This window comes from Thiomicrorhabdus sp. zzn3 (genome assembly GCF_029767755.1).
Classification (GTDB): domain Bacteria; phylum Pseudomonadota; class Gammaproteobacteria; order Thiomicrospirales; family Thiomicrospiraceae; genus Thiomicrorhabdus.
Map to the genome: position 1 here is coordinate 464,641 of NZ_JARUQS010000002.1, position 25,932 is coordinate 490,572.

At 48.7% G+C, this 25,932-nt stretch carries 20 protein-coding genes; 17 read left to right on the forward strand and 3 right to left on the reverse strand.

The annotated features are described in order from the left end of the window. Positions 1-48 precede the first annotated feature (48 nt). From QCB44_RS09725 to QCB44_RS09755, 7 genes are all read left to right on the forward strand, one after another. Entirely contained in the window at positions 49-3,186 is a 3,138-nt protein-coding gene (locus QCB44_RS09725; RefSeq protein WP_279409793.1) for an efflux RND transporter permease subunit, read from the forward strand. 344 nt (positions 3,187-3,530) lie between these two features. Next, positions 3,531-5,519, forward strand: a complete 1,989-nt coding sequence (tkt, locus tag QCB44_RS09730) for a transketolase (protein ID WP_279409758.1) — start codon at positions 3,531-3,533, stop codon at positions 5,517-5,519. A gap of 81 nt (positions 5,520-5,600) precedes the next feature. After that, the gene (gap, locus tag QCB44_RS09735) at positions 5,601-6,602 is read left to right on the forward strand and encodes a type I glyceraldehyde-3-phosphate dehydrogenase (RefSeq protein ID WP_279409759.1); all 1,002 of its coding nucleotides are present in this window, start codon (positions 5,601-5,603) and stop codon (positions 6,600-6,602) included. Positions 6,603-6,816: 214 nt separating this feature from the next. Continuing rightward, positions 6,817-7,998, forward strand: a complete 1,182-nt coding sequence (locus QCB44_RS09740) for a phosphoglycerate kinase (protein ID WP_279409760.1) — start codon at positions 6,817-6,819, stop codon at positions 7,996-7,998. A 223-nt stretch (positions 7,999-8,221) separates the two neighbouring features. Continuing rightward, positions 8,222-9,664 (forward strand): pyruvate kinase, encoded by a 1,443-nt coding sequence (gene pyk, locus QCB44_RS09745; protein ID WP_279409761.1) that lies wholly within the window; start codon positions 8,222-8,224, stop codon positions 9,662-9,664. A gap of 100 nt (positions 9,665-9,764) precedes the next feature. Next, positions 9,765-10,829, forward strand: coding sequence for a class II fructose-bisphosphate aldolase (fba, locus tag QCB44_RS09750; RefSeq protein WP_279409762.1), 1,065 nt, complete (start codon positions 9,765-9,767; stop codon positions 10,827-10,829). A 78-nt stretch (positions 10,830-10,907) separates the two neighbouring features. Next, positions 10,908-11,141 carry a hypothetical protein gene (locus QCB44_RS09755; protein ID WP_279409763.1) on the forward strand — a complete coding sequence of 78 codons (234 nt, stop codon included), beginning with the start codon at positions 10,908-10,910 and terminating at the stop codon, positions 11,139-11,141. On the opposite strand, the gene bioD is transcribed toward QCB44_RS09755, so the two are convergent. Then, positions 11,130-11,816: a dethiobiotin synthase gene (bioD, locus tag QCB44_RS09760; protein WP_279409764.1), complete on the reverse strand. Its 687-nt coding sequence runs from the start codon at positions 11,814-11,816 to the stop codon at positions 11,130-11,132. The genes QCB44_RS09755 and bioD overlap by 12 nt on opposite strands. Before the next feature lie 237 nt (positions 11,817-12,053). Between bioD and QCB44_RS09765 the strand changes: the two genes are divergently transcribed. Further along, positions 12,054-15,680: a methyl-accepting chemotaxis protein gene (locus QCB44_RS09765; RefSeq protein WP_279409765.1), complete on the forward strand. Its 3,627-nt coding sequence runs from the start codon at positions 12,054-12,056 to the stop codon at positions 15,678-15,680. Positions 15,681-15,801: 121 nt separating this feature from the next. Further along, positions 15,802-17,307 carry a cache domain-containing protein gene (locus QCB44_RS09770; protein ID WP_279409766.1) on the forward strand — a complete coding sequence of 502 codons (1,506 nt, stop codon included), beginning with the start codon at positions 15,802-15,804 and terminating at the stop codon, positions 17,305-17,307. A gap of 69 nt (positions 17,308-17,376) precedes the next feature. Here QCB44_RS09770 and QCB44_RS09775 read toward each other — a convergent pair whose 3' ends face one another. Then, entirely contained in the window at positions 17,377-18,264 is an 888-nt protein-coding gene (locus QCB44_RS09775) for a phosphoribosylaminoimidazolesuccinocarboxamide synthase (protein WP_279409767.1), read from the reverse strand. A gap of 32 nt (positions 18,265-18,296) precedes the next feature. Continuing rightward, complete coding sequence (locus tag QCB44_RS09780) at positions 18,297-18,755, reverse strand: phosphate-starvation-inducible PsiE family protein (RefSeq protein ID WP_279409768.1); 459 nt, start codon at positions 18,753-18,755, stop codon at positions 18,297-18,299. Between the two features lie 171 nt (positions 18,756-18,926). Between QCB44_RS09780 and rpe the strand changes: the two genes are divergently transcribed. From rpe to speD, 8 genes are all read left to right on the forward strand, one after another. Then, complete coding sequence (gene rpe, locus QCB44_RS09785) at positions 18,927-19,631, forward strand: ribulose-phosphate 3-epimerase (RefSeq protein WP_279409769.1); 705 nt, start codon at positions 18,927-18,929, stop codon at positions 19,629-19,631. A gap of 95 nt (positions 19,632-19,726) precedes the next feature. Beyond that, entirely contained in the window at positions 19,727-20,407 is a 681-nt protein-coding gene (locus QCB44_RS09790; RefSeq protein WP_279409770.1) for a phosphoglycolate phosphatase, read from the forward strand. Between the two features lie 236 nt (positions 20,408-20,643). Then, positions 20,644-22,149 carry an anthranilate synthase component I gene (trpE, locus tag QCB44_RS09795; protein WP_279409771.1) on the forward strand — a complete coding sequence of 502 codons (1,506 nt, stop codon included), beginning with the start codon at positions 20,644-20,646 and terminating at the stop codon, positions 22,147-22,149. A gap of 33 nt (positions 22,150-22,182) precedes the next feature. Next, positions 22,183-22,764 (forward strand): aminodeoxychorismate/anthranilate synthase component II, encoded by a 582-nt coding sequence (locus QCB44_RS09800; RefSeq protein ID WP_279409772.1) that lies wholly within the window; start codon positions 22,183-22,185, stop codon positions 22,762-22,764. A gap of 20 nt (positions 22,765-22,784) precedes the next feature. Further along, positions 22,785-23,804, forward strand: a complete 1,020-nt coding sequence (gene trpD / locus QCB44_RS09805; protein ID WP_279409773.1) for an anthranilate phosphoribosyltransferase — start codon at positions 22,785-22,787, stop codon at positions 23,802-23,804. A gap of 51 nt (positions 23,805-23,855) precedes the next feature. Next, entirely contained in the window at positions 23,856-24,251 is a 396-nt protein-coding gene (locus tag QCB44_RS09810) for a YbaN family protein (RefSeq protein ID WP_279409774.1), read from the forward strand. 43 nt (positions 24,252-24,294) lie between these two features. Then, the gene (trpC, locus tag QCB44_RS09815) at positions 24,295-25,101 is read left to right on the forward strand and encodes an indole-3-glycerol phosphate synthase TrpC (protein WP_279409775.1); all 807 of its coding nucleotides are present in this window, start codon (positions 24,295-24,297) and stop codon (positions 25,099-25,101) included. A gap of 327 nt (positions 25,102-25,428) precedes the next feature. Continuing rightward, on the forward strand, positions 25,429-25,926 hold the full coding sequence (gene speD, locus QCB44_RS09820; protein WP_279409776.1) for an adenosylmethionine decarboxylase: 498 nt from the start codon (positions 25,429-25,431) through the stop codon (positions 25,924-25,926). Positions 25,927-25,932: the final 6 nt, after the last annotated feature.

Here is a 25,932-nt window from a genome sequence, read left to right on the forward strand (position 1 = left end):
ATGACCGATTCGGTTGCAGGGGGGGGCAAGGATCCCGTTCAGGATTCGATGGATCAGGACTATCACCTTCACGAAAAGCCCTTTAAATCTCACGGCTTGATTGGGATGTTTGCGCGTCATAAGGTTGCGCCTAACCTGTTGATGCTGGTGATGATTCTGCTGGGTATTGTGGCTTTGCTGAAGCTGAATGTGCAGTTTTTTCCGAATTTCGAATTGGATTATGCCTCGGTAAAAGTCGTGTGGCCGGGAGCCAATGCCGAAGATGTCGAGACCAGTATTACCGACCCAATTGAACGGGTGTTGAGAAATCTGGATGGTCTTGAAGAGATGACGTCTACCTCGGCCCTGGGGCTCTCTTCGATTTCTCTGAAATTTGAAGAAGGCACTAATATGATCGAAGCGCTCGATCAGATTAACCAGCGGGTCAACGAGTTAAGGAATCTGCCTCAAGATTCCGAAAAACCGATTATTGAACGCGTAATTCGTTATGAACCGATTGCACGGATTCTGCTGATAGGCCATCAGAGCAGTCTTGATGAGTTGCGCCCGTTGGCGCGCCAATTTGAACGCGAACTGTTGGATTTAGGCATCGATAAAATCAATTTTAAAGGTCTGCCGACCCAGGAAATGTCGATTGAAGTGCCACAACAGGCTTTGGAGCATTACGGACTGTCACTTGAGCAGGTGGGGAACCAGGTTGTCGGCATGAGCCGTGATTATCCGGCGGGTTCCGTTGGGGATCAAGACAGTATCCGCGATATTCGCGCGCTGCAGCAGAAGCGCAGTGAAACCGAATTTGCACAGATGCCACTGGTGGTCAGCGAGTCGGAAAATGTGTCATTAGGTGAAATCGGGCAGATTGAGCGCCGCAATACCAAGGATTCGCCATACATTGAGGTGGATGGTAAGCCTGCGATTGAGTTGCAGCTGATGCGTGCCGAAAGCGGCGATACTTTGGTCTCGTCGCGCATCATGGATCAATGGTTGGCAGAAACCCGCCCTCAGCTTCCGGAAGGGGTCGAGTTGCAAGTCTATGATGAGACGTGGTCTCTCGTGCAGCAGCGTATTATGTTGCTGGTGAATAACGGGATTGGCGGATTGGTTCTGGTGGTGCTGATTCTGTATATCTTCATGAACGGACGGGTTGCATTCTGGGTGGCGGTAGGCATTCCTGTTTCGTTTATGGCGACCTTGATGATTATGTATCTGGCGGGTGGCAGTATTAATATGGTCAGCCTGTTCGGGTTGATTATGGCGCTGGGGATCATTGTTGATGATGCCATCGTGGTTGGGGAGGACGCCCTTGCGCATCATGAGATGGGAGAGCCCGATTTGCAGGCCGCCGAAGGTGGGGCGCATCGCATGCTTGGACCGGTCACCGCTTCGTCTCTTACCACGGTGGCGGCCTTTTTGCCGCTGATGCTGATTGGTGGTGAAATGGGGAATATTCTGTTTGCGATTCCATTGGTCATTATTGCGGTGATTTTTGCTTCTTTGCTAGAGAGTTTCACCATTCTGCCCGGACACTTGCGCCATGCCTTGAGCGGCGTTAAACCGGCTCAGCCCGGATCGATGCGCTTTCGTCTGGAGGCGGCCATTGACCACTTGCGCCACCATCAATTCCGGATGGTAATCCGCTGGGTGTTAAAAAACCGCGCGATCACTTTGGCGAGCACGGTAGCGTTGATGATTTTTGTGATCGGGTTGTTGGCCGGCGGACGGCTGGGGTTTGTGTTTTTCCCTTCTCCGGAGTCGACCAAGATCAATGCGGACGCGCGTTTTGTTTCAGGGACCTCGACTGAAGTGTCCAGTGCTTATGTTGAGCACCTCTATCAGGCTTTACTGGAGACCGAGCAGGAGTTGGAGCCGGGGATTTTGAAAACGGCGGTCGTGCACTTTAATGAAACCAGTCGTCAAACCGGGCCGAATTTCAGCGGCATTAATATTGAGTTGGTCGAGCCGGATCAGCGTGAGACGCGAAACGCCGAATTCATCCGAGTGTGGCAGGAAAAAGCCGGTTCGGTGCCGGGGTTGGATGTGTTGACGATGGAGGCTCCGAGAATGGGGCCGCCGGGAAGCGATATCGATATTCGTCTGATGGGGGCGGATCCCCAGCAGTTGAAATTGGCAGCATTGGATCTGCAAGAGGTCTTGTCGCAGGTCGCTGGTGTCAGTGGGATTCGAGACGATTTGCCATACGGGCGTGATCAGTTGGTGTATCAACTGACTCCGCAGGGCAAGGCGTTGGGATTGACTTATGTGTCTCTTGGCCGGCAGTTGGCCGATGCCTTTTCCGGGCGTTTAGTGCAAATTTTTACCGATGAAGAAGATGAAATCGAAGTACGTGTACAGTATCCGCGTGCTGAGCAGGCGACTTTGGCAACGATTAACCGTATGCAGGTCGCCACGCCGACGGGTGAGCGGGTGGCACTCAGTTCGGTAGCGAGTTGGCATACTCAGCGTGGCTTTGATGTGATGCGTCATGTGGATGGTCAGCTTGCCGTGACCGTGGTCGGCGAGGTGGATAAAAATGTGAATAACGCCAATTTGATTTTGGCGCAGTTACAGGCTTCTACTCTGCCCAAATTAGCCCAGCAATACGGTTTAACCTATACCATTGAAGGTCAGCGTGCACGTCAGGCAGAAACCATGGCGGACATGAAGATTGGTTTGCTGATGGGGCTGTCGATTATCTATATTGTGCTGGCTTGGGTATTCGGTTCTTATGGTTGGCCGCTGGTGGTGATGATGGCCATTCCGTTTGGATTGGTCGGTGCGATCATGGGGCACTGGTGGATGGGGTTGGATATGACCATTCTTTCTCTGTTTGGTTTCTTCGGTCTTTCCGGAATTGTGGTCAATGACTCCATTATTCTCGTCAGTTTCTATAAGCGTCTGCGTGAAGATGGTCTGGGTGTTAACCAGGCCCTGGAGGAAGCTGCGGTGCAGCGTGTCCGTGCGGTGTTGCTGACGTCGCTGACAACCATTGCCGGGTTGACGCCGCTGTTGTTTGAAACCTCTTTGCAAGCGCAATTCCTGATTCCTATGGCGACGGCGATTGCATTTGGTTTAATGTTCTCAACATTTCTGATTCTGTTGGTGTTGCCGGCCATGTTGTCTGTTTATGAACACAACTTTGAACGGTTGCAGCAATTGAAAGCGAGAATTGTCACACAATATTCATAGCGATGAGTGCGATTCTGAACGGGCCTGTTCAGAGTTGCATATGATCCAGCCGATTTGGATTGCGGGGTTAATACGCTTCATCCTAAAAGCTTTATCCTGCCTTTATTTTAAAAAGAGCTTTAATTACAAAGGGTTTGATGGTTTCGAATTCGGTGTAAGCACTCTTTCGAATTCTAATAAATCGATAAGAAAACTTGATGATTTTGTTCTTTTAAGAGAGAATAATCGTCCAAATTTATATTGTGGGGCGAAATTTTATTCAATTTTGAGGTGCCCAAATCAACATTTCTGGGGCATTTCGCGTTCTGCAGAGACCGAATTTTTTATCAAGTTGAGGAAGTTGTATGACAACTCGTAGAGAGCTAGCAAATGCTATCCGTGCATTAAGTATGGATGCGGTTCAAAAGGCCAACTCTGGTCACCCGGGTGCACCGATGGGTATGGCGGATATCGCTGAAGTTCTGTGGAACAGCCACATGAAATACAACCCTGCGAATGCAAACTGGGCTGATCGCGACCGTTTTGTCTTGTCTAACGGTCACGGTTCTATGCTGATTTACTCACTGTTGCACCTGACTGGCTTTGATCTAAGTATTGAAGACATCAAACAGTTCCGTCAATTGCATTCCAAGACTGCAGGTCACCCTGAGTATGGTTATGCAGATGGTATCGAAACAACTACCGGTCCTCTTGGTCAAGGTATCACCAACGCCGTAGGTATGGCGATTGCCGAGCGCACTTTGGCCGCCCACTTCAACCGCCCAGGTCATAATATTGTCGACCATCATACCTATGTGTTTATGGGGGACGGTTGTTTAATGGAAGGCCTATCTCACGAAGCCGGAGCGATGGCCGGTGCTTTAGGCTTAGGCAAGCTGATCGCATTCTGGGATGACAACGATATCTCCATTGATGGTCACATCGGTGACTGGATGGAGCGTGATGTTGCTGGTCGTTTTGAATCTTACAACTGGCATGTGATTCGTGATGTAGACGGTCACGATGCTGACGCTGTCAATAAGGCCATCGAAGAAGCTAAAGCGGTAACCGACAAGCCTACTTTGATCTGTACCCGTACGATCATCGGTTTCGGTTCTCCGAACCTATGTGGTTCACACGACTGTCACGGTGCGCCTCTTGGTGATAAAGAGATTGAAGAAGCGCGTCGCTTCTTGAACTGGCCACATGCGCCGTTTGAAATTCCGGATGAAATTTATGCGGGTTGGGATCACAAAGAGCAAGGGGCTAAGGACGAAGCGGAATGGAATGCCCGTTTTGAAGCTTACCGTGCAGAACATCCCGAATTAGCGGCTGAATTCGAACGTCGTATGGCGGGTGAATTACCTGCGAACTTTGAAGTCGAAATGGATAAGTTCATTGCGCATACGCAAGAAGAGATGCCAAATATCGCTTCGCGTAAAGCCTCTCAGAACGCAATCGAAGCAATGGGTCCAATCGTGCCTGAGCTGTTCGGTGGTTCGGCTGACTTGACTGGTTCCAACCTGACTAACTGGTCTGGTACGGTGAAAGTGAATCATGACAACGCGAACGGTAACTACCTGTCATGGGGTGTCCGTGAATTCGGTATGGCGCACATGATGAACGGTATGGTTCTACACGGTGGGTTCAAGGTGTATGGCGGTACTTTCTTCATGTTCATGGAATTCATGCGTAATGCATTGCGTATGTCGGCATTGATGAAGATCGGTACGATCTATGTATTTACTCACGATTCAATCGGTCTGGGTGAAGATGGTCCGACCCACCAGCCTGTTGAACAGTTGGCGACTATGCGTGTGATTCCTAACTTCCAAACGTGGCGTGCGTGTGACGCAGTTGAGTCTGCAGTTTCTTGGAAAATGGCGATGATGCGTGGTAACGCACCGACTGCTTTGGTTTTCTCTCGTCAAAACTTGAAGCCTATGGAGCGTACTCCTGAGCAAGTTAAGAACATCGAAAAAGGTGGTTACGTACTGAAAGATTGTGACGGTACTGCAGATATCATTTTTATCGCCACAGGTTCTGAAGTGGAGCTGGCGGTAAATGCGGCAGAAGCAATGGATGCAAAAGTCCGTGTGGTGTCTATGCCGTCTACTTGCGCGTTCGATGCACAAGACCAAGCCTATAAAGACTCTGTATTGACTCCAGGCGTTAAGCGCGTAGCGATCGAAGCGGGCGTTGCTCAACCTTGGTACAAGTACGTTGGTACTGATGGTGATGTCGTGGCTATGAGCACGTTTGGTGAATCTGCACCGGCTGGCGAACTGTTTAAAGAGTTCGGTTTCACAGTAGAAAACGTGGTTGCGACTGCAAATAAGGTTTTGGGTAAGTAAGCCTAATATCACATCGAAGCAAAATTTAATATCAAATCAGGTCTGAATCTAACAGGCCTGGTCATTTTAGGAGTAAAAACGATGACTATCAAAGTAGGTATCAATGGTTTCGGCCGTATCGGTCGTATGGCTTTCCGCGCTGCAGCGAAAGACTTCCAAAACATCGAAGTTGTTGCGATCAACGACTTGTTGGATCCAGAATATTTGGCATACATGCTGAAGTATGACTCAGTACACGGTCGTTTTGACGGTGATGTTTCTGTTGAAAACGGAAACTTGGTGGTTAACGGTAAAACCATCCGTATCACCGCTGAGCGTAACCCAGCAGATCTTAAGTGGGATGAAGTAGGTGCAGACCTAGTTATTGAATGTACTGGTTTCTTCCTAACTGAAGAATCTTGTCAAGCTCACATCGATGCCGGTGCGAAGAAGGTTGTTCAATCAGCACCTTCTAAAGATCACACTCCAATGTTCGTATATGGTGTTAACCACAACGAATACGCTGGTCAAGCAATCGTTTCTGCGGCTTCTTGTACGACTAACGGTTTGGCGCCAGTTGCTAAGGTATTGAACGATAACTTCGGTATCAAGCGTGGTCTTATGTCTACTGTTCACGCAGCAACGGCTACTCAGAAAACGGTTGACGGTCCTTCTCAGAAAGACTGGCGTGGTGGTCGCGGTATCCTTGAGAACATCATCCCTTCTTCAACGGGTGCGGCTAAAGCGGTAGGTAAAGTGCTTCCAGCTCTTAACGGTAAACTGACTGGTATGGCTTTCCGTGTTCCAACTTCTGATGTTTCTGTTGTTGACTTGACTGTAGAGTTGGAAAAAGAAGCTTCATACGACGACATCTGTGCCGCTATGAAGAAAGCTTCTGAAGGCGAGTTGGCTGGTGTATTGGGTTACACTGAAGAAGCGAACGTTTCTACTGACTTCCGTGGCGATTCGCACCCATCTATCTTTGACGCTAAAGCCGGTATCGCTCTCGATTCTACTTTCGTTAAAGTCGTAGCATGGTATGACAACGAATACGGTTACACTTGTAACATGATGCGCGTTGTTGAGCACGTAGGTAACAACTAAGTTTCTATTTTATAGAGACTGGTCACAGATTTATCTGTAACGGGGAAGGGTTTTTGGGCCCTTCCCTGCTTTTATTTTATCCATTCATTTTACTTGTCCACATTGTTCCACTCTGATGGGAAAGTGTTGAAAGGTAAGCTGAATATTGATTTGTAAATCCAATGTGGTTTCCGGTTAAGGAAACGACCTTAAACCTTTAAAAAGAGGACTCATTATGTCTGTTATTAAGATGTCTGATTTAGATTTGGCTGGTAAGCGCGTACTTATCCGTGAAGATCTAAACGTTCCAGTTAAAGACGGTAAAGTTACTTCTGATGCACGTATCCGTGCTTCTTTGCCAACCATCAAAATGGCTGCGGATGCGGGTGCTAAGGTTATGCTTATGTCTCACCTGGGCCGCCCAACTGAAGGTGAATATGCTGAAGAGTTCTCACTGGCACCGGTTGCTGCTGACCTGTCTGAAAAACTAGGGAAAGAGGTCCGTTTGGTTAAAGATTACCTGGATGGTGGCCTTGATATCGCCGATGGTGAAGTGGTTCTTTTGGAAAACGTCCGTTTTAACGTTGGTGAAAAGAAAAACGACGAAGAGTTGTCTAAAAAATATGCGGCCCTTTGTGATGTTTATGTCATGGATGCATTCGGCACAGCTCACCGTGCGCAGGCCTCTACACACGGTGCCGGAGCTTTCGCTCCAGTAGCGTGTGCAGGGCCTCTTCTGGCGGCTGAACTTGATGCACTAGGTAAGGCGCTTAACAACCCAGCCCGTCCATTGGTTGCCATCGTGGGTGGTTCTAAAGTATCGACCAAACTAACGGTTCTTGAATCCCTATCCGAGAAAGTAGATCAGCTAGTTGTGGGTGGCGGTATTGCCAACACGTTCATCGCGGCGGCCGGCAACCCAGTTGGTAAGTCTCTATATGAAGCAGACTTGATTCCGACATGTAACAAGTTGAACGAAATCATGGAAGGTCGCGGTGCAGCGATTCCACTAGCGACAGATGTTGTATGCGGTAAAGAGTTCTCTGAGTCTGCCGCCGCTGAAACTAAAGGTGTAGCGGATGTGGCTGATGACGATATGATTTTTGATATCGGTCCAGATTCTGCACAAGCACTTGCCGACATCATCATGAACGCTGGTACTGTTGTATGGAACGGTCCTGTCGGTGTTTTCGAGTTCGATCAGTTCGGTGAAGGGACGAAGAAGATCTCTATGGCAATCGCAGAGTCTTCAGCCTTCTCTATCGCAGGTGGTGGTGATACCCTGGCAGCGATCGATAAGTACGACATTGCCGATAAAGTTTCTTACATCTCTACCGGTGGTGGTGCTTTCCTTGAGTTCTTGGAAGGTAAAAAGCTGCCTGCCGTAGCGATGCTTGAAGAAGCTGCAGCTAAGTAATTGTAGGTTGTATTGGGTCTGGTCTGCTGACCAGGCCTGTTTCATTTTAATGTCAAAGTTCTTATTTATACTTGTAAACAGTGTGAATCACCAAGGGTGCCTCGGTAAGTAAACTGACTTGCACACAGCAGCCATTCGGCTGTCTTTTGTGGCAAGGATACAAGTTTATTTCGCGAGACATCTTTCATGTATGGATAAGAAATTCTAGAAAGGTTAAAAATTTATGTCATCTGGCTTAAGAAGAACCAAAATTGTGGCTACGTTGGGACCTGCTACAGATCGCGAAGGCGAACTGGAACGTATGATCAAAGCAGGCGTGGATGTTGTGCGTATCAATATGTCGCACGGCAGTCCCGAAGAGCATAAAGCGCGTGCGCAAGCGGTGCGCGATCTGGCTGAAAAATACGACCATGAAGTGGGGGTGTTAGTCGATCTGCAAGGTCCGAAAATCCGTATCGCCCGTTTTGCGGAAGATAAGATTTTCTTAGAAAAAGGCGATAAATTCGCGTTAGACAATAATGTCGGCAAAAATGACGGTAACCAGCATGAAGTAGGCTTGACCTATAAAAACCTGCCTTACGATGTGAAGCCGGGCGATAAGTTGTTGCTTGACGACGGCCGTCTGGTTTTTGAAGTGGATAACGTGGAAGGTGAGCGCGTTAACACCACGGTGGTGGTTGGCGGTACCTTGTCTAACAACAAAGGAATCAACCTGATGGGCGGCGGACTGTCTGCAGCGGCGCTGACCGATAAGGACAAGGAAGACATCATTACCGCAGCCGAAATTCAAGCAGATTACTTGGCACTGTCTTTCCCTCGTTCAGCTGAAGATGTGGAATATTGCCGTACCTTGGCAAGCCAGGCCGGTTTGAACTGTTCAATTGTTTCAAAGGTGGAACGCGCTGAAGCGGTCGCGGATGATGAGACGTTGGACGGCATTATTTTAGCCTCTGATGTGATCATGATTGCCCGTGGTGACCTGGGTGTGGAAGTGGGTGATGCCCAGCTGCCAGCCTTGCAAAAGAAAATGATCAAGCGTGCCCGTCAGCTAAATCGTGTCACCATTACCGCGACGCAGATGATGGAAACCATGATCGAAAATGCGATTCCGACTCGTGCGGAAGTGTTTGACGTCGCTAATGCGGTTATGGATGGCACGGATGCGGTCATGCTGTCTGGTGAGACGGCAACCGGTAAGTCTCCAAGCCTGGTTATTGAAACGATGGGCCGTATCTGCCAAGAGGCAGAGAAGCAGCGCTCAACACGTGAGTCAACTCACCGTATTGACGAATCATTTACCGCAATTGATGAAACCATTGCGATGGCGGCCATGTATTCGGCGAACCACTTTGGTGTGAAATGTATCGCCGCTTTGACCGAATCCGGTAATACCCCTTTGTTGATGTCACGTATCAGTTCTGGGATTCCAATAATTGCGTTGACACCGCACCTGGAAACGCGCCGTAAGGTGACGTTATTCCGTGGTGTGTATCCTTCATCGGTTGACTATGCCGGTCTATCGGATGAAGAGATTCAGGATTCTATCCTGCAGAAAATCAAAGATTTCGGGATCGCCAAAGAGGGGGATTTGATCATCCTGACGCGTGGTGAAGCACGCGGTTTAATGGGCGGTACGAACCGTATGGAAATTGTTAAAGTCCCTTAATCTATAAGGTCTTAGGGACCAATTATTATTTGGACAGGCACTGAAAGCTTGTTAGAATAAAAAAATTACTTTTTGAAAACCAACTAGAGGAGTCTCGCACATGGCGATGATTACACTTCGTGAATTAATGGATTACGCAGCAGAAAACAGCTTTGGTATGCCTGCGTTTAACGTAAACAACATGGAACAGGTTCGTGCCATCATGCGCGCTGCAGATGCGTGTGACTCTCCAGTTATCCTTCAAGGATCGGCTGGTGCGCGTAAGTATGCGGGGGAGCCAATGCTTCGTCACATGGTCGCTGCTGCGGTTGAAATGTATCCACACATTCCTGTTGTTATGCACCAGGACCACGGTTCTGATGTAGGTGTATGTCTACGCGCTATTCAGTCTGGCTTCACGTCTGTCATGATGGATGGATCTTTGGAAGCAGATATGAAGACTCCTGCTTCTTACGAGTACAACTCTTCGATCACAGCTGAAGTGGTTAAGATCGCTCACGCTGGTGGTGTTTCTGTTGAAGGTGAGCTAGGGTGCCTAGGTTCTCTTGAAACTGGTAAAATGGGTGAAGAAGATGGTCACGGTTCTGATGAAGAGCTAGATCACTCAATGCTTTTGACTGATCCTGAAGAAGCGGCTCAGTTCGTTAAAGACACCAACGTTGATGCGCTAGCGGTAGCCGTTGGTACTTCTCACGGTGCTTACAAGTTCACTTCTAAGCCATCTGATGATGTTTTGAAAATTGACCAGATCGCTAAGATCCACGCGCGTATCCCAGATACTCACATCGTAATGCACGGTTCTTCTTCTGTTCCGGAAGAGTGGCTACAAATCATCAACAACTACGGTGGTGATATGGGTCAAACTTACGGTGTGCCTGTTGAAGCAATCGTTGAAGGGATCAAGCACGGTGTTCGTAAAGTTAACATCGATACTGACTTGCGTATGGCGTCTACTGGTGCAATCCGTAAGCACTTGGCTGACAACCCATCAAACTTCGACCCTCGTAAGTTCTTCAATGCAGCTGAAAATGCAATGATGGAAATCTGTAAAGCGCGTTTCGAAGCATTCGGTTGTGCCGGTCATGCTTCTAAGATCAAGTCTGTTGGTCTTGAAGAGATGCAAGCGCGTTACGCTTCAGGTTCTTTGGATCAGAAAGTTAACTAAGTTTAACTTCACCAAGATACGGATAAAAAACCCGGGCACTGTCCCGGGTTTTTTTATGCCTAATTTGGAGAAATATTAATGTGTGTTTTTATTTTTGGTGCGATTCTGATCTTGCTCTATACCGTGAATATACGCTTAGAAAGGTTGGAACTGAGTCAGCTATTAGGCAATGAAAAATTAGTGGTTGCGCAGGGATGGGAAATTGTTGTTGAGTTGTGGCCGCTGGCGTTGATGATGGTCCTGATTGGCGTATTGATTATGCTGGTGTTGATCCGTGTCAGTCGATTCGATAAATCAGATTCAAAGGAGTGAGAGAATTTCATTGATTTCGCAGAATTCACTGTTGTCGCTAAATGGATGGTGCAGACAGTGTATATTGAGGGCGTGCATCCGTTCTTTAAGGTCGTGAAAGTTTTGGATGTCGGCCTTGGCGCTGAGGTCATTAATAATCACAGCGGCTATTGTAAGGTCCCGTTTTTGTATAGCGTCAAGTGTGAGTAGGGCGTGATTGATGCAGCCCAGTTTATTGCCGACAACCAGAATCACAGGATAGTTGAGGGTTTGCGCTAAATCGGCATTCAAGCCGTCACTGCTAAGAGGTGAATAAAAGCCGCCGGCCCCTTCTATGAGCGCAAAATTACCCTTTGGTACCGCACATGCTGTCGCCAATTCCGCATTGCTTATGAACTGGCCTGCTTGTTTGATTGCGCGTTGCGGTGAGATCGGCGGTTCAAACCGATAGGGGCAGATGGCTTCAATCGGTTCGCTGGAGTGACAGCCTTTTTTTAGCTGTTCAGCATCGATGCAGGATAATTCGCCTGAGGCATTAGGCATACAGCCGGATGCAACCGGTTTGCGCGGAGAAACGGTTAGGCCATATTTGTGCAAGGTGTATCCAATACAAGCGCTTACATAGGTTTTGCCGGCATCTGTATCCGTACCAGTAATGAATAAGCCGTGAATGGAGTTAGAAGGGGTTTGCTTCATATTAAGAAATCGTGATGCTCATGCAACTCAACTAAGTTGATGTTAAATTGAGCAAAATTGTAATCAAAATGAGATTAGAAAACGTTAATATATGCGGTTCGCTGCGTAAGGCTAGCTAAGAATTACTATTTACGACATCGACGACGCAGTCGATATAACAATAATACAAGAAAAAATCTTCACAAAGAAAGATGTGAATGCAGTAATTTGCGCAACGGTGCGCAAAAAGGATGGTAAATGAAACGATTGTTCGCCGACATGAGCTTAAAAACAAAATTATTAATTGCGTTTTTATTGGTCGCCATAATCCCTTTTGGGGTCATTAGCCTGGTGTCATTGGATGAAGCCAGTACAGCCTTAGAGAAACAAGCCTATAACCAGCTGGAAGCCGTAAGAAGTATTAAAAAAGCCCAGATTGAACGCTATTTTGAAGAGCGAGAAGGCGATATGGGGGTATTGCTGGAAACCGTAGATGCCATTCGCTATGAAGCGGTGAATAAGTTAGTGGCGGTTCGGGAAAATAAAAAGAAAACCATCACCAATTATCTGCAAACCATCGAAAACCAGTTGGTCAATATGGCTGGTTCCCCTGCCATTATCAATGCCGTGCGAGACTTTTCACAGGCCTACAATCAACTGCCTAATGACATTCAAGGTGTAAATGCCAATAGTATTCAAAGCCAGTTGGGTCAATATTACGCCAGCACCTTTACTCGTGAATATCAGAAGCAATCAGGTCAAGAGATTAAAGCAAGTAAGTTTGTTTCCAAGCTCGATGCAAGCAGTAGTTTTCTGCAATATCACTATATCGTAACCAACCCGAACCCGCTTGGAAGTAAGCAGTTGCAGCTTGAGAGTCCGGCTAAGACGCATTGGGATCAGGTGCATAAGCAGTACCATCTTCGTTTTAAAGACGTTCTGGATAAATTCGGATACTACGATATTTTCCTGGTCGATAATCTAGGGAATGTGATTTACAGCGTTTTCAAAGAGGTGGATTTTGCGACCAATTTGCAAAATGGACCTTGGAAGGCCAGTGGTTTGGCCAATGCATGGCGCTCCGCGATGCAGCATAGTGCAGGCGAAGCCGCCATTGAAGATTTCTCTTTGTATACCCCATCCTATGATGCACCAGCCGGGTTTATGGCCGCTCCGGTATTTTCAGGCGATGAACGCTTAGGTAGTCTTATTTTCCAAATGCCGTTGGATAAAATCACCGAAACCATGTCGGAACGTGCCGGGCTCGGTAAAACCGGTGAAACCTATCTGATCGGTGCGGATAAGTTAATGCGTTCCGATTCCTATGTGGATCCGCAAAACCATTCGGTGGTCAGCTCTTTCCGCAATCCGCAAAAAGGCAGTGTGGATACCGTGGCAGCGCAAAAGGCATTATCCGGCGAAAGCGGAGTTGATGTGATCCGTGACTACAACGGCAATCCGGTGATTTCCGCCTATGCTCCGCTTAATTATGCAGGGTTACAATGGGCCATTCTGTCAGAAGTCGATATTGCAGAAGCGTTTGTGCCGCATGCAGAAGGTTCCAGTAAGGACTTCTATCAGAAGTATATTGAGAAATATGGGTACTATGACCTGTTTTTGATGAATCCGGATGGATTCGTATTCTATTCGGCCGCTAAGGAAGCGGATTACCAGACCAATATGGTCAATGGGAAGTTTGCCAGCTCCAACTTAGGTGAGCTGACCCGCAAGGTTTTGCAAACCAAACAGTTTGCAATCGCGGATTTTTCCCCTTACGCACCCAGTAATGGCGAACCGGCGGCTTTCATTGCCCAGCCGGTGATGCACGGCGGCAAAATTGACATGATCGTTGCCCTACAGCTTCCATTGGAAGGCATCAATGGCATTATGACCAACCGTCAAGGTATGGGAGAAACGGGTGAAACTTACCTTGTCGGTCAGGATCTGTTAATGCGTTCCGATTCCTATCTGGATCCAACCTATCATGCAGTTAAGACTTCTTTCGCCAATCCTCAAAAAGGGAAGGTTGAAACAGAAGCCTCGATGGCGGCGCTAAACGGTCAGAGTGATTCGCGCATTATTTTGGACTACAACGGCAGTCCGGTATTGTCCTCGTTTACGCCGGTGAAAGTCGGCGATTTCACCTGGGCACTGCTAGCAGAAATCGATCAGGCAGAGGCCTTTGCCAGTGTCTATCGTTTACAGAATATCATGCTGATTGTTGCCGTGGTCATTGTGATTGCCATCGTATTGGTTGCCCTGATTGTGGTACGCAGCATTACTCGCCCGGTTTCAGCCTTAATGGAAACCATGACCGATGTTCAAAGCAGTGGTGATTTCCGTCATCGTGCGGTCATCAGTAGCCGTGATGAGATCGGGCAAATGGGGGAGGCCTTTAATGGCATGCTCGAAAGTATGCAGGCTGCGATTAATGAAGCCAATACGGTAGTGACAGCGATTGCACGAGGTGACTTTGAACAGAGAGTCAGTTCTGAGCTAAAAGGGGACTTGGAAACCTTGAAGCAAGGGGTAAATGGCAGTGCTGAAAGTGTTGCATTTACCATGAATGAGTTGCGCAAGGTGATGCAGGGCTTGTATGACGGTGATTTCAGCGTGCGCATGGATAACCGCGTCGAGGCCGCTTTCCGCGATATGGTGGACCAATCCATGAACGCGGTTAATGCCGTGGTAGCAGACATCAACCAGGTTATGGAGGCGCTTAATCAAGGCGACTTCTCCGCTCGGGTCGAATCAGATGCGCGGGGCGATCTGTTGGCGATGAAATCTAATGTGAATGATTCGATGGTCCGATTAGAAACGGCCGTTCAGGCGATTACTGAAGTGGTTATTGCCCAATCTGAAGGGGATTTGACCGGCGTTTGTGAGGGGGATTTCCGCGGGCAACTGAAGTCGCTGCAAACGGCATTGAATGCGTCTTCTGAAAAATTGAAAGAAACGATTTCACAAGCTGTCAGCGCGACCCAAGTAGTGAGTACCGCAGCCTCTGAAGTCTCGCAAGGCGCGATGGACTTGAGTCAGCGTGTGCAGGAACAGGCTGCGGCTCTGGAAGAGACCTCCGCGACCATGGATGAGATGAATTCAGCGGTGCAAGCCAATACCGAAAATGCGCAAAAGGCGTCCCACCTGGCGATGGAGGTGCAGTCGAAGTCGAGCAGCGGTACGCAAGTCATGCAGCAGACTCTGGATGCGATGAATGAAATCCAAGAATCGAGCAATAAGATATCCGATATCGTCAATCTGATTGACGGTATTGCCTTTCAGACGAATCTGCTCGCCCTCAATGCCGCGGTGGAAGCGGCCAGGGCAGGTGAGCATGGCCGAGGGTTTGCCGTGGTCGCAGGTGAAGTGCGTTCATTAGCGCAGAAATCGGCTGAGGCGGCGAAAGACATTAAAAACCTGATCGAAGAAACGGTGCAGCGCGTGAATCAGGGCAGTGAGCTTGCCGGCGAATCCGGAGCGATGTTACAGCAGATTAATCAGTCGATTGAATCAGTGACCCAGATGGTTGAACAGATTGCCAAGGCTTCTGAAGAACAGTCTAGCGGGGTCAATCAGGTGCACCAAGCGATCAGTCAGATTGACCAGGTGACGCAACAGAATGCAGCTCTAGTAGAGCAAACTACAGCCGCCGCTGAAAGTATGACAGATCAGGCTGAAACATTGAGTGCGGATATGGCGTTCTTTAATACAGGTGCGGTGGCTGTGCAACCCACTAAAGTGTTGGAATCTAAGAAAGTGACCAAGCCTGCTCCGGCATTGCCAAAAGCACCGGCCAGCACGACTGCGTCAAAAACGAGTCCAACGCAAAAGACCCTTTCCTCCCCTTCTTCTGCGCAAGAGCGAGAAGAGTGGAGTGAATTTTAAAGGCGAGTGAGCGTCTATTTCTGATGAGCCCTTCAGTTTCGAAGGCCTAAATTCAATTCCCGGCCGTGATTATCAAACGGCCGGTTTCTTTTTGATTCCCTTATTTTGCAACGGTGGTTTTATGAGGCGCCTATTGTGGTATTTGCCTGTCGTGGCCGGTTTGTTTCTAGCAGGCCTGTTCGCTTTGTATCTTTTGTCACCTGAGACCAAACCCAGTTGGCAGCAAAGGCTGCACACGCATTTTCAACAGTTGGTGGCGGTGAGTGACCAGCAGAAACATCGTCTTACCGACTACCTCTATCGTCAAGTGGCTGTGGCTGAAGCGCTGGTCACTGCGCCGCAATTCCAAATGGACTTTAAAGCCCTGCGCAAATTGGGGGGTGATGTGAATACACAGCGGTATCTAGAGCTTGAACAGCGGATGGAGGAGCATTTCGTTTTTCTGTTAGAAGGGATCTATGACATGCTGTTTATCTCGCCACAGGGAAAAATCTTCTTTACGGTAAAAAAAGAGGCGGATTTTGGAAAAGCACTGGATGATCCTTTGTTGAAGCAGACAGGGTTGGCTCGGGTTATTGCGCAAGCTCCTCAAGCCACAAGAATGGTAAGCTTTGAACCCTATTTTGCCTCGGCAGAGCCCGCGGCATTTATTATCGTGCCGGTGGGCGTTCAGCAAGGTTATGTTGCCTTTCAGATGCCGATCAACCAGATTGATGCCATGCTGCGTCTTGGGGATGAAATGGGACAAACCGGTGAGGTCTATCTGGTTGATGAGCAAAAACGCCTGTTGACCAGTTCCCGTTTTATGAATGCGGGGGAGCAGATGGCGGTTAAGGTGAATACCCTGGCGGCAAACGCGGCAATCAATGGCGAGCGGGGTTCGCAGATCATTGAGGATTATCGCGAGGTCAAGGTTTTGAGTCATTATCAACCACTGTTGTTAGAGGAATTGCCAGGTATTCATTGGGGGCTGATCTCAGAAAAAGATCTGGATGAGGTTTTGGCCGAGTACTATCTTGAAGAGGAAGATCGTTTGTATGCCCAGCTCGAAAGAACCCTGATTGAGCGTCAGCGGAGCACTTATGACGGGGTAAATGTGCTGACACTCTTGCCTCAGGACGTGAAGGTGGATATGAGTGAATACCAACGACTGTCGCTATTGAACGATCAAGGCATCTACACACTGGGGGCCGCGACTTGCAGTGTGTTGACCGCACTGATGCCGAATGAATTTGTGTATATGGCGCATGTTTCGCCAACGGATCGCATTTATCGTGGACAGGCGAGCTCGGAAATGAACCTTTTGGAACAGATGCTGCATAAGATCTATTATTTCGAATTGCCGCCGGCACGGCGCGATCAACTGCGTTTCTATTTGACGGCCACTCATACCGAAAGTTTAAAAGGAGTATTAAGGCTGTTATTGAGCCAAGGGGTCCGTCCTAAACAATTAATGATTGAGCTGGCTCCACAGGCCAGAAGTGTCAATGTGCGGGTTGATGCCAAGGGCAGAATACAAACTCAATGGGTCTTTGAATCCGGTAAAGACGATCAACATGTCACCTATGTTAACTTTAGATCGTTATTGATGTTGCTGTTGCCACAGAATTTACAGGCGCAAAACTGAACAGGCCTGTTGGGTGTGATCGGCCGCTGACTGCTTGATCAGTAATGCGGCCGAATGTATTGAGGGTGATTATAGGTTTTCGGTCAGGCGCGCCTGGGCCTCCTGATATTTTTCCAGTGTTTTGTGGACAACTTCTTCAGGTAATTCTGGCGCTGGGCTGGATTTATCCCAGTCCAGAGATTCCAGGTAATCGCGGATATATTGTTTGTCAAAACTTTCCGGGTTTTTTCCTACCTTGTAGGTTGAGGCTGGCCAAAAACGAGAGCTGTCCGGGGTCAGCGCTTCATCAATCAGGTGAATTACGCCACTTTCATCTTCGCCGAATTCAAACTTGGTGTCGGCAATAATGATGCCGCGCTCCAGAGCAAAGTCAGCGGCATACTGGTAGAGCGCCAGGCTGAGCTCGCGTACTTTCTGGGATTTTTCTTCGCCCATGATTGCGACCAGCTTTTCGAAGCTGATGTTCTCGTCATGTTCGCCGACTTCCGCTTTGGTCGACGGGGTAAACAGCGGTTCAGGCAATTTTTGCGCTTTTTTCAACCCTTGCGGAAGTGGAAGGCCGCAAACGCTTTGCGATTTCTTGTACTCTTTCCAGCCGGAGCCGACTAGATAGCCACGTACAATGGCTTCAACCGGTAGCGGTTTAAGCTTGCGTACGATCATGCCACGCCCGTCAAGCTGTTTGAGTTCTTCGGCGGTTAAGTAGTCGGCTAGGTTTAAGTCGCTCACCAGCTGGTTTGGCACAATGTGCGTGGTTTTTTTCATCCAAAATTGAGCCGTGTCCGTTAGGATTCGGCCTTTGCCCGGGATAGGGGTTGGCAAAATAACGTCAAACGCTGAGATGCGGTCTGTGGTCACGATCAGAAGGTGATTTTCGTCAATGTCGTAAATGTCGCGGACTTTGCCCTTGCTAATCAGAGGCAAGCTGGTCAGATGAGATTCGTACAGTGGTTGCATAATGGTTTCCTAAATTTCCTTAAAAACGGGCCTTAACGTCCTCGGCGACGAGCGCTGCTATCGTATGGGAATTTCAAGTGTCCATAGCGCAGTATCAGAATGGCAATGGTGATCAGGGTGATCGTGCCCCCGATCGCCAGCATCTGCCACTCGTTAAGCTCTTTGAGATCCAGTATGAGGTATCGCGCCAGAGCCACAATCGCGATGTACAGTGGCAGGCGGATTGGCAGTTTCCCGGAATCGAGATAGATGGCGATCATCGCCAAAACTTCCAGGTAGAGGAAAAGCAGCAACAGGTCCCCTAGCGTCACCTCGCGTAGCTCGATCATGCCCATTACTTCCATGGCGCCGGCGTAAATGGTCGCCAGGGCGATGACGGCTAGGCCGACAAACTCGGCCATGTGGATCAGAGAGCTCAAGCCTTTTTCAACAGACTTCTTTGGAGGAGAGGAGGGTGTGTCGTGCAGTTCGTCGATGCTCTGGTTGTTCATTGCCATAGGATCCGCAGTTGTTTAAATCGATGTGGGTGAAAGCCGTCGGCCGCCTCTTGTCAGCCCTGATATACGCCGTTTGGGAGGCATCCTTTTTTTTGCCCATTTTAAAGGATACTGTTAGAATGCACGAATTAATTTTTATAAATTTTTTATATAAGGAACTCGGCTATGGCTAAGCAAGAAAACTGGATTGCTCCATCGATTTTGTCGGCAGACTTTGCGCAATTGGGTAAAGATGTTAAAGACGTGATTGCGTCAGGCGCAGATGTCGTGCACTTTGATGTTATGGATAACCACTATGTGCCAAACCTGACCATCGGTCCATTGGTGTGTGAATCTTTGAAAAATTTTATGGTTCAAGAAGACATCAAGGCACCGATTGATGTGCATTTGATGGTTAAGCCGGTTGACCGTATCATCGGCGACTTCGCCAGCGCTGGGGCAGATTACATTACGTTCCACCCTGAAGCGTCTGAACACATCGACCGTTCTTTGCAGTTGATCAAAAACGAAGGTTTGAAGGCCGGTTTGGTGTTTAACCCGGCAACGCCATTGTCTTACCTTGAGCACGTTATGGACAAAATCGATATGATTTTGATCATGTCGGTTAACCCTGGTTTTGGCGGTCAGGCGTTTATTGATCAGGCCTTGGAAAAACTGCGTGCAGCACGCCAGTTGATCGACTCTTCTGGGCAAGACATCCGTTTGGAAATCGACGGCGGTGTTAAGGCAGAAAACATTGCTGAAGTGGCCGCAGCAGGTTGTGACACCTTTGTTTCCGGTTCGGGGATCTTTGGTAAAGCTAATCCTAACGATCCAAACCGTTACGACAGCATCATCAAGCAGATGCGTGAGGAATTGGCGAAAGCTTAATTAAACCGTATTCAGTCGATTGCTCTGCAAAACGCTGGGGTGTTTCGCCTCGGCGTTTTGTGTATCAGGGTCAGACAAATTTAAAAGAGAGAGTTATGGAAAAGTTTAAACCTGGTTTTGTGCTGATTGATTTGGACGGAACCTTGATTGACAGTGTGCCGGACCTGGCCTACTGCGTTGATGAAATGATGAAGAAACTGGATATGCCGCTGCGTGGTGAAGATGCGGTCCGCAATTGGGTTGGCAATGGGGTTGAGCGTTTGACCGAACGAGCGCTGATCAATTCCGTTGACGGCGAGCCGGATCCTGAATTAATGGCCAAGGCGTATCCAATCTTTCTGGAATTGTATAAAGACAATACCTCTCAGCGTAGCCGTGTGTATGACGGTGTCGTCGAAGGGATTGAGTGGATGAAAGCGCAAGGTTATCGAGTCGCATGTGTGACGAATAAAGCCGAAGCGTTTACCGTACCGTTGTTGAAGGACAAAGGGTTGTACGATTATTTTGAAGTCATTGTCAGTGGCGATACCTGTGCGGAGAAAAAGCCTCATCCAATGCCTCTGCTGTATGCGGCGGAACAGTTGGGGGTTGAACCGGAAAATGCCTTGATGATCGGTGACTCCAAGTCGGATGTGAAGGCCGCACGCGCCGCCGGATTCCATATCTTCTGCATGACCTACGGTTATAACCATGGAGAAGACATTCGCGATTATGATCCTGATGTGGTGATGGATTCTTTTGCAGAATTACCAAACTATCTGGAAGCCAAAGCGTAAGTTGGGATTAAACCCAATGTTTCGGGTCGAAAACTGAGCAGGCCTGCTCAGTTTTCGGTACATTTATAACTTCGATTATCCCGCGATCATTTGTAATAAGAGTGTTTTGAAAATGGCTCAATTCATCGCATTTTTAAAAGCATTGTTATTAGAAATTTTTCGTCCCCTTATTTGTGCTCTGTCCGGAATCCGCCGGGCATGGCTGTTTAGATCTATGACAAAGGTTAAAAAGAACCATGAGTAATGCACATTTTGCTAACTTGGCCAGGCAGGGGTATAACCGTGCGCCGGTGATGCGTACTGTGCTCTCCGATTATGACACGCCACTCAGCGTTTACCATAAGTTGGCCAAGGCACCGTACTCCTATCTGTTTGAATCGGTACAGGGCGGAGACAAGTGGGGGCGTTACTCGATTATTGGGTTGCCTTGTCAGCGCCGTTTGTGTATCCGCGGCCAACAGATTGAAGAGTGGAACGGTGATCACTTGGTTCAGCAGCAGGTGGCGGATGATCCACTGGCATGGATCGAAGCCTACCAACAACAGTTTAAGGTGCTTGAACAACCAGGCCTGCCCGCTTTCAGTGGCGGCTTGGTCGGTTATTTTGGTTATGACACCATTCGTTATGTTGAACAGCGTTTGAAAAACTGTGGTCCGCAGCGTGATGACATCGGCGCGCCGGATATTGAGCTGCTGGTGTCTGAGGAATTGGTCGTGTTCGATAACTTAAGCGGCCAGGTGCATGTGATTGTACATGCCGATCTTGCTCAGGCGGATGCCTATGAAGCCGCGCAGGCCAGATTGGATGAGCTGCAAAGCAAATTAAGCCTGCCGATGCCGATGCCGCAAGATCAGCCAAGCCATCGTACCTTGGATGAATATGATTTTGCCTCCAGTTTCGGAGAGGAAAACTTCAAGCAGGCCGTGGGCAAAATTAAAGAATACATCCTGGCCGGCGACGCCATGCAGGTGGTGATTGCACAGCAGATGTCAGTCGATTTTGACGAAAACCCGATCGATCTGTATCGCGCTCTGCGTTATCTCAATCCGTCACCCTATATGTATTTTGTGGATATGGGCAGTTTACAGATTGTCGGTTCTTCACCGGAAATTCTGGTGCGATTGGAAGAGAATCAAGTCACGGTGCGTCCGATTGCCGGTACGCGCCGTCGTGGCCTGACACCGGAAAAAGACCGCGCGCTGGAGCAAGACCTGCTCAATGACCCAAAAGAGATCGCTGAGCATTTGATGCTGATCGATCTGGGGCGTAATGACGTTGGCCGCATCGCCGAAATCGGGTCGGTCGAATTGACCGAAAAAATGGTGGTGGAGCGATACTCGCACGTGATGCATATCGTCTCCAATGTGAATGGTAAGGTGCGTCCGGGGATGACCGCGATGGATGTGTTGCGTGCAACCTTCCCGGCGGGCACCGTTTCCGGTGCGCCTAAAATCCGTGCATTGGAAATCATTGATGAATTGGAACCGGTGAAGCGCGGTATTTACTCGGGTGCGGTCGGCTATTTAGGATGGCACGGCAATATGGATACGGCGATTGCAATTCGTACCGCCGTGATCAAGGACAAAAAATTGTTTGTTCAGGCGGGAGCCGGGATTGTCGCCGATTCGGTGCCGCAGTTGGAGTGGGACGAAACCATGAACAAAGGGCGCGCCATTTTCCGCGCCGCGCAGTTTGTCACCGAAGGGCTGCAAACTCAAAACCCCGATGCCGGGCATAAATAATTCGGGCAACCGAGCAGAGAACAGGAATCCACTATGTTATTGATGATTGATAACTATGACTCGTTTACCTACAACATTGTCCAGTATTTCGGAGAGCTGGGTCAGCAGGTTGAGGTTTACCGCAACGATCAGATCGACCTGGAAACCATTGCGACGTTGAACCCCGATTATTTAGTGATTTCGCCTGGCCCTTGCACTCCGAACGAAGCCGGTATTTCCGTAGAAGCGATCAAGCATTTTGCCGGAAAGATTCCGATTATGGGGGTGTGTTTGGGGCATCAGGCAATCGGTCAGGCGTTCGGCGGCAAGATTGTGCGCGCCAAAGAGGTGATGCATGGCAAAACCTCACCCGTGTATCACCATAACGTCGGCGTGTTTAGCGGTCTGCCGAATCCGGTGCAGACCACACGTTACCATTCTTTGGTAATTGAGCAGGCCTCACTGCCGGAGTGTCTGGAAGTGACCGCCTGGACTCAGGACGAGTCAGGTAACTTCGATGAGATTATGGGCGTACGCCATAAAACCCTGCCGATCGAAGGGGTGCAGTTTCATCCGGAATCGATCTTGACCGATCAGGGACATCAGATGTTGCAGAATTTCTTGGACCAAAAGTAATAGAGCGACGGGTATTAGAAATGGAATTGAACATTGCACTGGAAAAATTGTTAAACCGTCAGGACCTGCAATCCGATGAAATGGTTTCGGTCATGCACCAGTTGATGTCGGGTGCAGCGACGCCGGCACAGATTGGTGCCATCTTGGCGGCGTTGCGTATGAAAAGTGAGTCGGTCACGGAGATTACCGCCGCAGTCACCGTGATGCGCGAGTTGGCCACCCCAGTGGAAATTCGAGATACCAGCCATTTGGTGGATACTTGCGGCACCGGCGGTGACGGTGCCAGCACCTTTAATATCTCTACCGCCAGTGCGTTTGTGGTGGCTGCCGCCGGCGGTACGGTGGCCAAGCATGGTAACCGTTCGTTTTCCAGCAAGTCCGGCAGTGCGGACGTGTTGGAAGCGGCTGGGGTCAATCTGAACCTAAGCGCAGAGCAGGTGTCAGAATGCATCAATGAACTCGGGGTTGGGTTTATGTTCGCTCCTGCGCATCACAGTGCCATGAAGCATGTGATTGGCCCGCGTAAAGAGATGGGGGTGCGCACGATTTTTAATATGTTGGGGCCTTTGACCAATCCTGCTGGAGCACCGTTTCAGGTGATTGGCGTGTTTAATAAAGCGTTGGCCCCGGTGTTTGCCGAGGTGTTGCAGCGTTTAGGATCCAAACATGTGATGGTGGTCGCTGCAGAAGATGGGCTAGATGAAATTTCCATTGCCAGCAAAACCTATGTATCGGAATTGAAGCATGGCGAGATCCTGCACTGGCAGATCGATCCGTCCGACTACGATATGGATCATCCAGATTTGAAAGAACTGTCGGTAGAGTCGGCGCAAGAGAGTTTGAATATGATTCGTGCGGTGTTTGCCAATGATGACTCGGCGGCGAAAGACATCGTCTGTTTGAATGCTGGAGCCGCCATCTACGTCAGCGGTTTGACAGAGAGTTATGCAGACGGCGTCGCTTTGGCAAGAAAAGTGATTGCCGATGGTTTGGCGCGCAATAAGTTCAATGACTTTATTGCCAAAACCCAGGCATTCTGACACGCGACAAACTCGACAGGCCTGTGACGTTAACCGCTTGAAGCCAATTGCATGACCCAGACGCTGAAACGCCATCTCTTTTTGCTGTTCGGTGTGCTGTTTTTTATCACCGGTCTGGTGGGTGTGGTGCTGCCGTTGCTGCCGACCACACCGTTTATGATTTTGTCGGCCGCCTGTTTTGCCAATAGTTCTCCGCGTTTTCACCAGATGCTTCTCAATAATCGTTGGGTTGGTGAGGATCTGCGGCGCTGGGAGCGGGAGCGTGCGATGAAACGCGAGACTAAAAAGCGCGCGACCTGGATCATTGGGGTGACTTTTTTGGTCTCGATCATTTTGATTTGGCCGCGCTGGCCGCTGGTGATACTGTTATTGGTGATTGCATTGATACTGTTGGCTTTTTTGTGGCGCATCAAAGAAGTGGATGTGAACGCAGCAAATTCACGATAAACCCATTAAGTAAGATTGAAATAAGATAAGAAGGATTGTCGGCATGAGCCATCAAACGCCCGATATTTTAAAGAAAATTATTTTTCGCAAACTGGAAGAAATTCAGGAAGGTTGCGAGCGCATTCCACTGCGCGAGATGAAGCAGAAAGCGTTAATGATGAGCACTTCGCCGACGCGAGGGTTTGCCGATGCGTTGCAGGCCAAGCTGGATGCCGGACAATCGGCGGTGATTGCTGAAATCAAAAAAGCGTCTCCAAGCAAAGGGGTGTTGCGTGATTCGTTTGACCCGGTTGAAATTGCCAAAAGCTATGCCGAACATGGCGCCGCTTGCCTGTCCGTTCTGACCGATCGCGATTTTTTCCAGGGTGGAAATGAATATTTGCAAGCGGTGCATGAAGCCGTGGATCTGCCGATTATCCGCAAGGACTTCATTGTTGATGATTACCAAGTCTATGAGGCGCGCGTCATCGGGGCGGACTGCATTCTGTTAATTGCCGCAGCCATCGGTGATGCACAGATGTACGAGTTGACCGAAACCGCGATGCAGTTGGGGATGGATGTGTTGATTGAAGTGCATAATGAAGACGAGTTGGAGCGCGCGTTGAAATTGCCTTTGCCGATGATCGGTATCAATAACCGTGATCTGCACACCTTTGAGGTGACGCTGGAAACCACGTTGCGCATGTTGGATAAGATTCCGGATGACCGTATTGTGGTGACTGAAAGCGGTATTCTCGGGCCGGAAGATGTGGCTAAAATGCGAGAACATCACGTGAACAGCTTTTTGGTCGGGGAGGCTTTTATGCGTGCAGAAAAGCCTGGAGAAAAGTTGGCTGAATTGTTTTTCTAGACAAAATTAAAACCAAAATCTAATCAAAGGCTTGCGAGGACTTATTGCAAGCCTTTTTTATTTTCAGTGTATGAAAAAATAACTTGCAAATTTTAAAAAAAAGCGAATAATACGCTCTTCCTTTTTCACACAGAAACCTTCTTGTTTGATCCGCTCTGTTCATCGGGTTGAAGGCAACAGAAAGAAAAATGGTTAACGCCTCACGCATTCGAATTAAGTGCGTGGTTGGGGTTTTGGCAACTAGCCTTTGTTGTCAGGACTAATATTAATCATTCATCCACTACCAATCCTTTTTCTTAGTGGGTGTTTTAATAAAGGTAAATCCAAATGCCACATTCAGAAAATGTCCTGGTCACAAGTAATGACCATTTTGAAGTTATTGAAAAAACCACCATCATTGATGACTCATGGCCAACCCATGATCAGGCGGTTGAGGATCAGACTCTCGATCATTTTATTTGCAGAGACGGAAAAACGTTTGCAGGTACGCACTTGATTATCGATCTTTGGGGTGCAACGAACCTGGATAACCTTAAAGTGATGGAAAACGCTTTGCGCGAAGCGGTGGAAAAAGCGAAAGCGACCTTATTGCATATTCACCTGCACCACTTCACCCCGAACGGCGGGATTTCCGGTGTCGCGGTGTTGGCGGAATCACACATCAGCGTGCACTCTTGGCCGGAGCGTGAATACGCGGCGTTTGACGTGTTCATGTGTGGTGATTCACAGCCAGAAAAGGCGATTGACGTCTTGAAAGCGGCTTTTGCGCCGACCGAAGTTAAAGTCGACACCATTTTGCGTGGTGAAATCGAAAGGGATGCATAAGGAGCG

Coding starts and splice junctions, on each gene's coding strand:
- speD (WP_279409776.1), top strand. CDS start 25,429: ATGCCACATTCAGAAAATGTCCTGGTCACAAGTAATGACCATTTTGAA.
- gap (WP_279409759.1), top strand. CDS start 5,601: ATGACTATCAAAGTAGGTATCAATGGTTTCGGCCGTATCGGTCGTATG.
- QCB44_RS09780 (WP_279409768.1), bottom strand. CDS start 18,755: ATGAACAACCAGAGCATCGACGAACTGCACGACACACCCTCCTCTCCT.
- QCB44_RS09800 (WP_279409772.1), top strand. CDS start 22,183: ATGTTATTGATGATTGATAACTATGACTCGTTTACCTACAACATTGTC.
- bioD (WP_279409764.1), bottom strand. CDS start 11,816: ATGAAGCAAACCCCTTCTAACTCCATTCACGGCTTATTCATTACTGGT.
- fba (WP_279409762.1), top strand. CDS start 9,765: ATGGCGATGATTACACTTCGTGAATTAATGGATTACGCAGCAGAAAAC.
- QCB44_RS09810 (WP_279409774.1), top strand. CDS start 23,856: ATGACCCAGACGCTGAAACGCCATCTCTTTTTGCTGTTCGGTGTGCTG.
- trpE (WP_279409771.1), top strand. CDS start 20,644: ATGAGTAATGCACATTTTGCTAACTTGGCCAGGCAGGGGTATAACCGT.
- QCB44_RS09775 (WP_279409767.1), bottom strand. CDS start 18,264: ATGCAACCACTGTACGAATCTCATCTGACCAGCTTGCCTCTGATTAGC.
- QCB44_RS09790 (WP_279409770.1), top strand. CDS start 19,727: ATGGAAAAGTTTAAACCTGGTTTTGTGCTGATTGATTTGGACGGAACC.
- rpe (WP_279409769.1), top strand. CDS start 18,927: ATGGCTAAGCAAGAAAACTGGATTGCTCCATCGATTTTGTCGGCAGAC.
- trpD (WP_279409773.1), top strand. CDS start 22,785: ATGGAATTGAACATTGCACTGGAAAAATTGTTAAACCGTCAGGACCTG.
- QCB44_RS09740 (WP_279409760.1), top strand. CDS start 6,817: ATGTCTGTTATTAAGATGTCTGATTTAGATTTGGCTGGTAAGCGCGTA.
- pyk (WP_279409761.1), top strand. CDS start 8,222: ATGTCATCTGGCTTAAGAAGAACCAAAATTGTGGCTACGTTGGGACCT.
- QCB44_RS09725 (WP_279409793.1), top strand. CDS start 49: ATGGATCAGGACTATCACCTTCACGAAAAGCCCTTTAAATCTCACGGC.
- QCB44_RS09765 (WP_279409765.1), top strand. CDS start 12,054: ATGAAACGATTGTTCGCCGACATGAGCTTAAAAACAAAATTATTAATT.
- QCB44_RS09770 (WP_279409766.1), top strand. CDS start 15,802: ATGAGGCGCCTATTGTGGTATTTGCCTGTCGTGGCCGGTTTGTTTCTA.
- QCB44_RS09755 (WP_279409763.1), top strand. CDS start 10,908: ATGTGTGTTTTTATTTTTGGTGCGATTCTGATCTTGCTCTATACCGTG.
- trpC (WP_279409775.1), top strand. CDS start 24,295: ATGAGCCATCAAACGCCCGATATTTTAAAGAAAATTATTTTTCGCAAA.
- tkt (WP_279409758.1), top strand. CDS start 3,531: ATGACAACTCGTAGAGAGCTAGCAAATGCTATCCGTGCATTAAGTATG.